Source organism: Nostoc sp. ChiSLP03a (genome assembly GCF_034531215.2).
Taxonomy (GTDB): Bacteria; Cyanobacteriota; Cyanobacteriia; order Cyanobacteriales; family Nostocaceae; genus Nostoc.
Genome location: NZ_JAVRBQ020000167.1, coordinates 24,447 through 38,356, shown reverse-complemented (window position 1 = coordinate 38,356; position 13,910 = coordinate 24,447). Strand labels below are relative to the sequence as shown.

General features: G+C 39.6%; 8 protein-coding genes and 1 riboswitch. Of the genes, 3 read left to right on the top strand and 5 right to left on the bottom strand.

Translation table 11 applies throughout. The features are described from left to right. Nucleotides 1-379 precede the first annotated feature (379 nt). Nucleotides 380-3,190 carry an ATP-binding protein gene (locus RMY32_RS28510; protein ID WP_322711946.1) on the top strand — a complete coding sequence of 937 codons (2,811 nt, stop codon included), beginning with the start codon at nt 380-382 and terminating at the stop codon, nt 3,188-3,190. Between the two features lie 197 nt (nt 3,191-3,387). Here RMY32_RS28510 and RMY32_RS28505 read toward each other — a convergent pair whose 3' ends face one another. From RMY32_RS28505 to RMY32_RS28485, 5 genes are all read right to left on the bottom strand, one after another. Continuing rightward, a complete protein-coding gene (locus tag RMY32_RS28505) occupies nt 3,388-4,404 on the bottom strand; it encodes an ABC transporter ATP-binding protein (RefSeq protein ID WP_322711945.1) in 1,017 nt (338 codons plus the stop codon). Between the two features lie 77 nt (nt 4,405-4,481). Continuing rightward, the gene (locus tag RMY32_RS28500; protein ID WP_322711944.1) at nt 4,482-5,570 is read right to left on the bottom strand and encodes an iron ABC transporter permease; all 1,089 of its coding nucleotides are present in this window, start codon (nt 5,568-5,570) and stop codon (nt 4,482-4,484) included. Between the two features lie 2 nt (nt 5,571-5,572). Further along, nucleotides 5,573-6,790: an ABC transporter substrate-binding protein gene (locus tag RMY32_RS28495; protein ID WP_322711943.1), complete on the bottom strand. Its 1,218-nt coding sequence runs from the start codon at nt 6,788-6,790 to the stop codon at nt 5,573-5,575. A gap of 126 nt (nt 6,791-6,916) precedes the next feature. Beyond that, entirely contained in the window at nt 6,917-7,789 is an 873-nt protein-coding gene (locus RMY32_RS28490) for a (2Fe-2S) ferredoxin domain-containing protein (protein WP_322711942.1), read from the bottom strand. 45 nt (nt 7,790-7,834) lie between these two features. Then, nucleotides 7,835-9,955 (bottom strand): TonB-dependent receptor, encoded by a 2,121-nt coding sequence (locus RMY32_RS28485; RefSeq protein WP_322711941.1) that lies wholly within the window; start codon nt 9,953-9,955, stop codon nt 7,835-7,837. A 307-nt stretch (nt 9,956-10,262) separates the two neighbouring features. Continuing rightward, nucleotides 10,263-10,413: riboswitch (cobalamin riboswitch) on the bottom strand. Nucleotides 10,414-10,634: 221 nt separating this feature from the next. Here RMY32_RS28485 and RMY32_RS28480 point away from each other — a divergent pair. Together RMY32_RS28480 and RMY32_RS28475 are read left to right on the top strand one after the other, a co-directional pair. After that, nucleotides 10,635-12,728 (top strand): hydantoinase/oxoprolinase family protein, encoded by a 2,094-nt coding sequence (locus RMY32_RS28480; protein WP_322711940.1) that lies wholly within the window; start codon nt 10,635-10,637, stop codon nt 12,726-12,728. Nucleotides 12,729-12,988: 260 nt separating this feature from the next. Next, the gene (locus tag RMY32_RS28475; protein ID WP_322711939.1) at nt 12,989-13,804 is read left to right on the top strand and encodes an RNA methyltransferase; all 816 of its coding nucleotides are present in this window, start codon (nt 12,989-12,991) and stop codon (nt 13,802-13,804) included. The last annotated feature ends 106 nt before the right edge of the window (nt 13,805-13,910 follow it).

Below are 13,910 nucleotides of genomic sequence, written 5' to 3'. Positions count from 1 at the left end.
GGGTAAGGGGGAAAGGGGAAAGGAACAATAAAAAACCTTTTCCCTTTAACCTTTCCCCTTTTCCCAGAAGAGTGCAAAAATTATTTTTGCAAGAGACTCCATGAGTGGAACTCACAAGGAACAATAAAAATATCTCTTCCCCAGTCCCCAGTCCCCAGTCCCCAGTCCCCAGTCCCCAGTCCCCAGTCCCCAGTCCCCAGTCCCTATTTTTAAGGCAGGTCTAATAAATACTGCTGTTGTAAAGTGAATTTTATCTGATGTATAGATGTATTAACATCTAAGTATTATTCCTTACAGAAAGTTTTTATTCAGAAGATTTCCGAGATGGGAACTCTAGCTAATAAGCTTAATTACAGTATCCCATTGAACACTGCTAATCATGTCCCATTCTGCTCATTCCACATTGGGCCAATCTTCTTCCCCTCGCTTAACTAGAAGCTTGAGTGCTGTTGAAAGTTGGGGCTTTGGTTTGACAGCTCATATTTCTTGGACAGCATTGGTTCCAGCGATTCATGCTGCTTTAGGTTCCCAAGCTATTTTTGTCTGGATACCTGCGGTAATTTTTGGAATGCTGCTCAACTATCAGGTAAAACGCTTGGGTATGCATTTCATCAATGTAGCTGGAGGAACACCTAACTATGCTACCAAGCTACTGCAAAACTACCCAGGACTTGCTCGCTATGCAGCAATTGGATACCTCCTCAACTGGGTTTCTTACCTGTCAGTGAATACAATCGTACTCAGAGATTTAATTAAAGTAAATTTAGAGGCGTTGGGTATTGCCTGTCCAGACATATTTCTGGATATTAGCTTTACACTTTTACCCTTTATCGTGGCTTTTAGTGGGACTCGCGCCCTGAGTATTTTACATTTGTTTTTTGTCATTCCAGCCTTTGGACTGCTAATGACCTTCTGCGTTCAAGGTCTTGGCTGGTTGGCGTTTTCTCCCGTTAGTCCGGGGTTTTTTCCTAGCAGTTGGTCATCTTTGAGCTTTGTAGATTGGGCAAAGTGGTTCTTTTTCGTCACTTATGCAACCTACAGTTGTGAAACGGCTTCTTCCTTTGTCGCCGATAGCCGCCACCCCACCCAAACGCTACGGTTTCTAAACGTTGCCGCCTGGATGATGCCACCCATCTTTTTGGGAGGGTCTTGGGTAGTGATGCGGTTGGCAACAAATCCCAACTTAAAAGATAATGCTTTTCTGAATCTGGTGGCGGCTTCCCAGCCCTTTTGGGGAAAATTAGCTGGTGTAAGTATTTCTTTTTTGCTAGTAGCTGCTTGTTTACTCGGTTCGACAACGGTGGTTTCTAATTGCCCGCGAATTTTGTATCAACTGGCTTTAAATAACCACATTTCACCAGTATTTTCTGTTGTCTCCCGCCGCGGTGTGTTTGTCCCAGCATTGACATTGACACTGGTATTGTGCTTAATCTATCTGATTTGGGGAGATGTGGCGCGAATCGTCGCTGTTGGCAACATCGGTTGGTTTGTCTCCTTTATGTTACTGCATTTAGGGCTTTGGCTCCGACGCGATCGCCCGGAAGTTTTATTTCCTCGCATATCTCTGGCCATTCTACTGTTAGAAGTCGTGGTGCTGGTCGTGGGCGGATTTGCTTGGGGTTGGCTCAACTTGTTGATTGGGCTATTATTTCCTATTGGTGTCATGGGCATAGATGCAGTAATTCGCCGTGTGAACTTTCCAGCTTTCCATTTTGATTGGTGGATGCGGCGATATTGCACGCGCCCTGTAGTAATTATCAAAGATTCAGTAATTCTTCAGGTGAGTATCCTGATTTTTTTACTGTGCAGCGCCGTGGCAGTTGGCTGGTTATTTGGTGTCAAACTCAATAAAGTGGCGACTGCGGGCGGTGAGAATATATTTGTGGTGCTACTGATGAGCGTGGCATTTGTGGGAGTAGCGATCGCTTGTTGGACAAGTTTACCGCAAGTGGTAGCGATCGCAGAAGCCAGAGTTGCTGCCGAACACCTCTTTACAGTCGCCCAGGATGGTATTTTAGTCGTTGATAATCGAGGTATTATCCAGCAAGCAAACCCAGCCACCAAATCATTCTTTGGTGTCAACCCATCAGAGTTGCGGGGAAATCACCTGAACAAATGGCTACCCGCATTAGTCTACTATCCAGACCAGTGGACAAAGCGTAGCGAACAAATTCTCATCGGCAATGGGAAAAACAGAACTCTAGAAGTTTCCATCTCAGACCGACCCCATCGCGATTTTCAAGAATATGTTGTTATTCTCCACGACATTACCCAGCGCAAACAAGCAGAACAGATATTGCGATACTCAGAAGCACAATTGCGCCAAGAAGCAAAGCAGCTAGTATCTCAACTGGTGCATAGTGAAAAAATGTCCAGTTTGGGGCAGTTAGTAGCAGGTGTAGCGCACGAAATCAATAACCCAATCAATTTTATTTCTGGCAATGTCGGCTATGCCAATCAATATATCCAAGACTTATTAAGATTGCTGCAATTATACCAGAAAAACTATCCTAATCCACCAAAGGAAATTCAACAAGAAATAGAAGCGATCGACTTAGATTTTTTGATTGCAGACTTGCCCAATTTACTAACTTCGATGACAGTTGGTGCGGAACGAATCACAGAAATTGTCTTATCTCTGCGAAACTTTTCCCGATTAGATGACGCAGAGATGAAAGCTGTGAATATCCATGAAGGTCTAGATAATACGTTAATGATTTTGGAACATCGCCTCAAACCTAAATCTAACAATCTAGCAATTGAAGTGATTAAAGAGTACGGCGATCTGCCGTTAGTAGAATGTTATGCCGGACAACTGAATCAAGTATTTATGAATCTTCTGGCAAATGCGATCGATGCTTTAGAAGAGGCAGTGGAAAATGGTGAGTGGGAAGTAGGGGAAAAAGCGCTTTCTATTCCCCAGATAACCATTCAGACTCAACTCATTAGCGAAAATCAGGTAGTTATTCGCATTGCCGATAATGGTACAGGCATTCCAGAAAAGGTACAAAAACAATTATTTGAACCATTTTTTACGACTAAACCAGTTAATAAAGGTACTGGGTTAGGTTTATCTATTAGTTATCAGATTATCACTCAAAAACATCAGGGAAAATTAGAATGTATTTCTGCTCCTGGAAAGGGAACAGAATTTATAATTGTAATTCCGCTAAATCAGCAAGCTGTCTAATTGTCAACATTATTTTACATGGTTAAATTTTTAAACGAAGTAAAATGACTAACTTTGGTCGAAAGGGGAAAAAGTCGCTGCTCAAAATTAGTAATGGTGATATAACATATACTAATCGACGACTGCGAAGATTGCCACTAGAAGATCAACTAATTTTTGCATTTACTACTCTTGCTATTTACTTGGATGCAATGCTTCTATAAATAATTCAAAAATTTAATCATTTCATACAATGAATGATAAGTATATACAGTCTGGCTGTTTGTGATTTTCCACAAAACTTGTTTATAGTTGGATATCACTTCTACTGAGATTAGTAAGCTATTTTGAGTTTGATTAACTTGGAAGCCTGCACGTTTTAAAGCGCGAATAGTCCACACTACTGCAATTCCCTCACCACCTATCAAATTAATTTCTCCTTTGTGGGATGTATGGAGATGAAATTCACCAGAAGTAGCATCAAACTCTACACCTTCACTTTTGAAAGTATCAGCAAAAGCACCACTCAATACCAAATCTTCTGGTGCGCCAACGTGTAAAACTCCATTGGTTGTTAATAGCCAAACTTTGTCAGCCAACCGCAAAGCTAAATCTAAATCATGGGTAGAAAGGAAAATCGCTTGCTTAGTTTCTCGCGCTAATTGACGTAACAATTGCATAATTTCTACCCGTCGCGGTAAATCGAGAAATGCTGTTGGTTCATCAAGTAACATCACAATAGGCGACTGAGCCAAAGCACGCGCAATCATAATTTTTTGGCGCTCACCATCGCTCAATTCGCTAACTTGGCGTGGTACTAAGTGTACTGCGCCTACAGATTTTATCGCCCAATGTACAATAGCCTCATCTTCAGGTGTCAAATTTCCCCACCAGTCAGTGTAAGGATGTCGCCCCATACTCACCAAGGTATAGGCTGATAGCATTCCCACATCAACTTTTTCAGTGAGTACCAAACTCAGACGTTTGGCTAATTCTTGTGGTGCTAACTTGTAGACATCATTTCCCAAAAGTCGTACTTCACCTGCGATTGGGGGTTGCATTCCGGCAAGCGATCGCAGTAATGTAGATTTACCCACACCATTAGGGCCAAGTAAACAAACCAGTTCCCCCGCTTGCAAAGATACAGAAATATCCGATGCAACACACCGTACATTTTTACGGGATGTTTTATAGCCGATAGCCAAATTGTGAGTTGTCAGAATTGAGTTACTCATTATCAGGATAATAACTCATAGCAAATTAACCTTGTAAATACTTTGCGTACCTCAGCTTTTCAAAAAGCTGAGTTCACTTATGACGGAAAAGATTTTTGGGAATTATGCCGCATAATTACCCAAGTCACAACAGGAGTACCAATTAAAGCAGTAATTGCATTTAAAGGTAAAATCATCTGACTTACCGCAAGTTGAGAAAACAAATCAGCAATTAATGCTAAGATTGCACCCATGATGATTACACTAGGAATTAACATCCGATGGTCGGAAGTATTAAAAAGACTGCGACATAAATGAGGAATAGCCACACCTAGAAAAGCTATAGGGCCACAAAAAGCAGTAATTGCACCTGCTAATATAGACGCAATAGTAATAATAGAAAATCTAGCTTTCTGCACAGTTAACCCCAAACTACGTGCATAAGATTCACCCAGTAAAAGTGCATTCAAAGATTTTGATTGCAACACTGCTGCCAATAAACTTAAAAGTATTACTGGAATTAAAACAACTAACTGTCTCCAAGTCACGCCAGCAAAACTACCAAAAGTCCACATGATGTAACTTTGAATACGTTCCTTTGAGCTAAACTGCAATAAAATACTTACTATTGCACTCGTAGCATAGCCAAACAATAAACCTAAAATTAGCAGTGTCATTGTGTCTTGCACTCGGCGAGAAACAACTAACATCATTCCTAAAACCGATGCTGCGCCGAGGCTTGCAGCGATAACTAAACCAAAATCACTAATGATTCCCAAATCTGCTAATAAAGTTGGTGTTGTAGCACTTGCTGTTAATACAACTAACGCTACACCTAAACTTGCACCAGAACTAATACCCAATACAAAAGGCCCCGCTAAGGGATTTTTAAATAAAGTTTGCATTTGCAAGCCACTCACACCTAAAGCCGCACCTGCTAAAGTTGCAGTTAAAGCTTTAGGTAGGCGAAATTTCAGAATAATATGAGTCCATGTCACTTTTTCTGGTTCTTGTCCGAGTAAAATTTTTATTACTTCATTAATAGGGATATCAACTGAACCTAAAGCTAAGTCTAATAAAAATGAAAAAATTAAACTTATGACTAAAATTACAAAAACTAAGGTTTTTAAAACCGTAGTCTTTGGGTATAGGGAAAAAGTTTTATTTTTAGATTTCTCGCTGAACATTATTAACTAAGTTTGCGGTAAAAAAATAGTTGATGATTAGGTAATATCTCTGGATGCAGTATTTTAATTAAGTCAGATAGAACTACGTCTGGGTTACTAATACCACTTTCCCAGTAATCATTACCTCCAGTTTCATTCACGCGAGCATTGTTATTATAAAGATTACCTGTTTTCACAGCCTTAAAATCAGCATAACGATTATCTTCTGCGAATAAATCTTTTAAATTATGCCATGATTGACTAAAATTTAACCAGTAATCAGCATTAGCTGCACGTTCCAAAACGACTTCAAAAGATAAAGGTAAACTACCAGAGGATTTATCATCACTCCAGATATAATTTGCTCCGGCATCAGCTAGATATTTAGCTACGTAACTTTTGCCACCTGGCATATACCAAGTACCTTTAAAGTTGAAACCGAGAAATACTGTGGGACGGTTTTTTACAGATTTGGCTTTTTGAGCTACTTGTTCATATTTATGAGTAATTTCTTGAAATACATTTTCTGCTTTTTCTTCTTGATTAAAAAATAATGCAGTAAATTTTAGCCATTCACTTTGTCCCAAGGGTGTGTCTTCCATGTATTCAGCATTTATCCCTACTTTCAAACCCGCCTCTGTAAGTTTGGCATAGCTATCAGTTTGGGAATTGCCTGTACCAAAAGTTGTTACTAGGTCAGGATTTAATTCTAATAACTTCTCTATATTCACATTAGAATTATCACCTGTCTGTGCCACCTTTCCGGCTTGGATTCTCTTTAAAACATCAGGAGTATTTACTTGCTTACTATTACTAATGCCAATTAATTTATCAACTACTCCTAACTTGGCCAAGTGTGGTAAATGAGTAGTAGATAGAGAGACTATGGACTTTATCGGTACTGTAATTACTTGTGCTTGATTAAATCCTTGTGGTGTAGGAGTTCCACATTGAACTAAAACATATTGAAAACCTGTGTTGGCATTCTGCCAAGGATTTCTGATAGTGACGACTTTATAGTGTTTGTGATATTCTACTACCAAGCCTGTTGCATGAGTAATCTTAATTTTTTGGGGAAAGTAATCAGTATTGAGATTATAGTTTTGAACGCAGCCGTTATTTGTAGTCTGAGGAGATGTATTAATTTTTGTACTATGGCAGGCAATGATTAAAGTTGCTATTAAGAAGAATTGGCAGAAAAAAGTAATAGGTTTTGAGTAAGAGACTTTTCTCAAATTCATGGATTTCAAGTACAGAAATTTTATCTCACGCCGAGACGATTCAGACACAGATAGTAACATGAAGACAGCTAGTTTAACAAAAATAAAAGTGTTTATATCTTTGCGGGATATTTTAATAAGAATAGATTAAATAAACTCTGGTGGATATATATATTCAGATACTTTGTTTCTTTTTACTAAATGTTCATTGACAATAGTTTCAGCTACATTTGAGTTAACGCGAGTATACCAAGTCCGATCATCAGAATAAAATACCACTGGCCCTAATTGACAAACTTCTAAACAGCCAGATGTTCTTACTTCCACTTCCACACCCGCTTTTTCAACTGCTGATTTTAATGCATCAAATGTGGGTTGCCATTTCCGAGAAGGAAGACAGCGAGTAGAAGTACAAACGGAAATATAAGAATGTTTCAGAGGATTTTGAGTGAACGGTATAGGTTTGTTTCCCAATACATAAATATCTCGCAGTTCCTCATAAAGAGCTAACTTTGATAAATTCGGTTTGCCTTCTGGTAATAAATTTTCACCTTCTACATACGGATTTGGCAAGAAAATAGTCATGAGGTTTTCATCTGCACCATTCCAAAAATCGATACCCCAACTTCTAGGGATACCTTCTGCATTAAATCGTCGATAAAATGCAGCGCGACTAACTTGACGTTGTTGCCTTAATTCTAAAGGAGTCTTACAATGAGGCCCACCTAAATTAGCCTCTATACATAAGTGCAAATGCCAGCCTTCTGTGACTACTGTCAGATATCCATCATAGAGAATACAAATTTTAGGTGGAGCATTAAATTCTAATTCTAATACACCACCTTGAACAACATGCCCTACCCCAACCTGCTGCCAATTTTGCTGAAATAAGGTGTAGAGTAGTGACGATAAAACATCGGTACTATAATCAAAATATTCGTATTCAATAGACCCCCCCGTAGATAAAACCTCACTCACAACCTTATTTACTGGAGTTACCCAACAATTAAACTCAGTCATTTAATACTCTCCTCTGCGTCTGTGCGTGAGAAAAAATTACTTCTATTAAAACGTAGAATTTAACCCAACCTGAAAAACCCTCCCCCCATCAGGATAACCCGGAAATAACTGATAACGCTGGTCAAAGAGATTATCTACACTACCTGTCAGTATTAAGTTATCGCTTAAAGGCACGCGCATTTTGAAGTCAAAAGTAGTGTACCCAGGCAAAGATTCTGTATTGGTGTTGTTTATTGGATACGCACCCAAAGAATGCATTAGTATTCCAGCATATAAACCTCCAGGTGTTTCATAAGAAAGTCCTGCATTTAAACTGTCTGCACCAGCAAACCGTAATTCTTTATCAACTTCAGTAGAGTTTGTACTTTTTAAAATCTGCGGATCGTTTGCTGTATAACCAACAAAGGCGTAGACATTCTTAGCTAGCTGCAAATTCAAAACTGCTTCAATTCCTGTAGTGCGAACCTTACCAATATTTTCATAAGTAGCTACCGGAAGAGCAAAGTTATAAGCGATTAAATCTGATATTGTGTTGTTGAAATATGTCAAGCGCAACAGACCAAAATTGCCTAATTTTTGGTCAATTCCAATATCATAACTATCGCCTTTCTCTTGACGAAGATTAGGATTGCCAACATAAGTACTACCATTTGCATATAAGTTGAAAAGATTCGGCGCACGGAAATTCTTGATATAATTAGCTCTCAGGGTGGTAGAGTCCGTAAGTGCAAATTTTGCTCCTATACTCGGTGATGTAAAAGAGCCATTTGTCAAGCTACTAAAATCTTGACGTAAACCTAAGTTGGCAGTGAAACTAGAGGTAAAGTTAATTTCATATCTAGCAAATAGCGCTCCTTGACTAATGCTATCGTCGTAAGTGACTGTTTTTGTATCAACCGAAAAGTCGAATGTACTGTTAGTAGCCGATACGTTGCGGTAATCAAAGCCATAAACTAGGGTTTGATTATTAGCAAATTTCCAACTGTGTTGTGCTTCTAATCCGTAAGAAGCTTGCCTGTTATCATATCGTGCTTGGGATGAATTGCGACTATCAAAACGAGTGTTGAGGAAATCTGCATAAACTCTTGCTGTTAGCAGCGAATCATTTCCACTTCCTAGTTTTGAGTTCCAAGTTAAATCGGTGAGAACTTGGTCTGTGTATTTGCGATCGCTATCAGTCAACGAGTTAAAATAGCCTTGACCGTACAATGGTTCGGGAATGGGGACTCCTCCTGGTACTCCTTGATCTTTGCCTAAGTACAAAGTTGAGAGAGTTAGGGTATTACGAGAACCTAAATCCGTCTCCAACTTGACATTAAAGTTGTTGTAGAGAACGTCATTGTTTTCTCTAGTTCCCTCAAAGTTAGCTTCTGGGATGGAAAAAGGGTAGTTATTTTCTGCTTGGGTACGGTTATATCCCACAACCCAGCCAATATCGCCGACTTTACCGCTACTATTGATAGTCTGCTGATTTAACCCATACGCGCCAAAATTAACACCTGCTTGTGTCGTCACTTTTTCTGTAGGACGACGAGTAATAATGTTAATTACCCCACCGATAGCATCGGAACCATAAAGGGTAGAACCACCACCTGGTAATACTTCGATTCTTTCAACAATATTGGTAGTAAATTCTGAAAGGTCAAAACCACCAGAACCAAGTTCGTTAATTGGTCTACCATCAAGCAAAATCAAGACTTGTGCAGAGTTAGAACCTCGAATAAATTGACCGCTTAAAGCGTTTACTTCCGTGCCAACTGTACCATCAGGCAAGATACCAGGTAGGAATTTTAGTGCTTCTCTGACAGTTTTTGCACCTTGTGCTTCTATCTCTTCACCTGTAATCACATAAACCGGACGGGTGGAATCTTTCACTGTCCCCTCGCGGCGAAAGGGTGAGTAAACAGGTTCATTGAGTAGCTTGTCGATGACTGTTAGTTCAATATCTGGTTCTTTTTCTTCTGTGGAGGCTGGGGTATTTTCAGGTGTTACTTGTGCAACTGGTTCTAAGTCTCTTGCAGTACCTTCATACTTGGGCAATTCAGATATTTGTGGAACTTGATTAGCGATGGCTATGTATCCCCCACATACCATTCCATAGATTGCGGTAAAAACGAAGATTTTTGAGAAAAATTCACAATAAGTCACGACACGGGAAGTAGACATGAAACTCCTCGTTTTCAGTAAATGCAGATATTGATTTGTGCTATTGAGTTTTGAGATTTAGGCTTGAACTAGCTTGCTACAATGCATTGCCACCTAAATCACTCTGAATACTATTTGGATGACAAAAAAGACCTTGTGGTATTCCTTATAGATACCCAAATTCTTATTAGGACAATCTAAAATTAAGTGTCGTTACTAACAGCGAAGCGAAGTAGTAAAACTTATAGAGGGTACTTTGTTAAATCGATGTCTGTACCCATAAAATAATTTAACTATGTGTATCATCTGTACCTCGCAGATAAATGTTTTGTCTCTAGAGTGAGTCGGCGGGCATTCTGACTTTGAGACACTTTATATTTGTCTCTTTACAGCTGCGGGACAGCGCCGGATTTACACCGAACTTTCCCCCTTGCGTCTGATGGCTGATCCCCACCAGAACCGATTTGATATTGGTTTTATAATAGCATGATTATTAATTTAAGAATACTTAAACTTACTGGTTGCAATAGCTACAATTTCTCAGACACGATGCCTGGCTTGGATGTAGCGATGTCTACGACGGGCTACGCCTACACTAACCCACCTCATTAGCTGAAAAATCAAAACTTCAAATTGAGGAAGTATAAATACTCTAAAATCTATTGTTATGCTACCTCTATAGTGTCGAGGAAACAGAGTAATGTTGAAGGTTTTTGCTGACCGTGGTGGTACATTCACAGATATTGTTGCTATTACTAATAATCAAGCAATTATCGATAGACTTTCAAAACATCCCGAACGTTTTTTAATTGTCCCTCTGCCTAATCAGCAATGGATTATAGTCTATAAACTACTTTCAGAAAATCCCGAACAATATGAAGATGCAGCCATCCAAGGTATTCGAGATATCATGGGTATTGCTAGCAACGAACTCATTCCTGCTGAAGCCATAGAAGTGGTAAAAATGGGGACAACAGTAGCAACAAATGCTCTGTTAGAAAGAAAGGGAGACAGGGTTGTTCTTCTAATCACCAAAGGGTTGAAAGATGCGCTGCGAATTGGCTATCAAAACCGTCCTAACATCTTTGCTTGCCAGATAATTTTACCAACGATGCTTTACGAACAAGTGATTGAGATAGATGAACGTTATGATGCTAAAGGGAATGAATTAATCCCCATAAATATTGAACAAGTCAAAAGGAACTTACAAGCAGTTTACCATACAGGAATTCGGAGTTGTGCTATTGTTTTTATGCACAGCGATCGCTATCCCAAACACGAACAACAAATAGCCCAGCTTGCCCAAAAAATCGGCTTTACTCAAATTTCCGTATCTCATCGAGTTAGTCCTTTGATGAAGTTGGTTAGCCGGGGAGATACAACAGTAGTCGATGCTTATCTAACTCCTATTCTGCGCCGCTATGTTAATCAAGTAGCGAATCAGTTACCCAGCGTCAAATTAATGTTTATGAAATCTGATGGCGGTTTAGTTGCAGCCGAGCAGTTTCAAGGAAAAGATAGTATTTTAAGCGGTCCGGCTGGCGGTATTGTTGGCGCAGTTCAAACTAGTAAAAGGGCAGGTTTTGAGTTAGTTATTACCTTTGATATGGGAGGGACAAGTACTGATGTTGCCCACTTTAAAGGAGAGTATGAACGACAACTAGATTCGGAAATTGCTGGGACGCGAATGCGAGTTCCGGTATTAGCAATTAATACTATTGCTGCTGGTGGTGGTTCAGTTCTCTTTTTTGATGGTTCTAGTTATCGTGTCGGCCCTAAATCTGCTGGTTCAAATCCTGGCCCTGCTTGTTATCGGCGTGGCGGGCCATTAGCGGTTACTGATGTCAATGTAATGTTAGGTAAAATTCACCCACAATATTTTCCTTCAGTTTTTGGCATTGATAGTAATTTACCTTTAGATAAAGATATTGTTATTCAAAAATTTACCCAATTAACCCAAGACATTCAAGCCGCTACATTAAATGATTGTACTCCCGAACAAGTAGCCGCAGGATTTATGGCGATCGCAGTGGAAAATATGGCGAATGCAATAAAAAAAATCAGTCTGCAACGGGGTTATGATGTCAGCCAATATGTGCTTTGTTGTTTTGGCGGTGCAGGTGGGCAAGTTGCTTGTTTAATTGCCGATACTTTGGGAATGAAAAAAATCTTTCTACATCCTTATGCTGGAGTTCTGTCTGCTTACGGAATGGGATTAGCTGATGTACGGGCAATTAGAGAAGGAGGAGTTGAACAACCTTTAACTCAAGCATTAATCCCTAAATTACAGCAGTTAATGGAATATTTAGAAACTCAAGCTAGAAGTGAAATAGATGAAATATCAATTCAAGTAGAAGTAATTAAAAAAGCTAACTTAAAATACAAGGGTACTAACTCTATCTTGACCGTTAATTTTGCCGATGAAGTAGCAGTGATGCGGCAAGAATTTGAGAGCGAACATAAATCTCGCTATGGTTTCAATCAATTAGAAAAAAGCTTAATTCTTGAATCCGTTTCAGTGGAAGTAATTCAGAAAATGGATACTCCCGAAGAACCTTTAATTATTCGTACTCGCCCTTTAAATGAAACTCCTGCATCTGTTGAGACAGTAAGGATGTTTACCGCTGATAGATGGCACAACACTCCTATTTATCGACGGGAAAATTTACAACCAGAAGATAGTATTAATGGCCCTGCGATTATTATCGAAAAAATTAGCACAATTATAGTTGAACCAAACTGGGAAGCAAGATTAACTGAACGTAATCATTTAATTTTACAACGTCTGAGATAGAGATTTATGATTTAATTTGATTAACCGAAAATATTAACTTTCAGCAAAGTATTCGGAGATTTTCAAATGTTAAATTTATCTTCTCTTCCTTCGGGAATTCGCTAGCTTTGTCTAGATGGAAAGTTAAAAATGCCTGACTTAGAATAAAGATGTGCTAATATCGATCGCAGTGAAGTTGATGTCTGCGGTATAGTTTCCGCAATATCTCATGCTAATTCAAGTTTTTTATGTAGAGAGCCAAGTAGCTCTGCTCAAGGAGGATGGCTGGTGTTAATAGTTCCAGCCAGGAACGGTTAGATGTCGAGGCTACTCTAACCGAAGTTAAAAGGCTCCAATTTGACCGCGCACATCGTGACGCCTCTGGATTATTCTATATCGAAGGTGTGCGTAACTTTGTAAAAGTAATTGACAACAGTTTTGATATTTGGGCGATCGCATTTAGTGAGAAACTGCTCACAGCACCTCTAGCACGGAAACTAGTTCGGCAATCTCGGCGTTCTGGTGTTCATTGCATCAGCCTGACACCCGAACAGTTTCGATGTATTTCCCAAAGTGAACGTGCTTCTGGAGTTGGTGCAATTGTTCGTCAGCGCTGGTTCAAGCTCCGTGATATCTCGCCACAATCTAATTTGTGCTGGGTGGCTCTTGAAACCGTTCGCTCACCAGGAAACCTCGGAACCTTGATTCGCACATCAGAAGCAGTTGGCGGTGCTGGGTTTATTTTTATCAAAGATAGCGTAGATCCCTATGCTCCCGATGTTATTCGCGCATCTATGGGTTCGCTTTTTAACCAAAAGCTTGTACGTACAAGCTTTTCTGCGCTCCGTCACTGGGTACAGAACCACCGCTGTCTTGTTATTGGTGCTTCACCAGATGGGATGTCTGAATTTCATCAGTTTAATTATCCTAATTCTACTCTTCTTTTCCTCGGCGAGGAGCGCCAAGGTCTAACCCCAGAACAGCGAGACTTATGCCAGCATCTTGTTCGGATTCCGATGGTAGGTGCGGTTGACTCTCTCAATCTTGCTGTAGCAGGTAGCCTCTTAATGTATGAGGTTTATAGGTCGAGAACATAATGTGTGAAGTGACACCCAACATCAATTAAGCTTTGTGTTGGGTTGCACTTTGCTTAACTCAACTTACATCAGCAAATGTTAAGTAATTCATTGAATTTCAACAAAT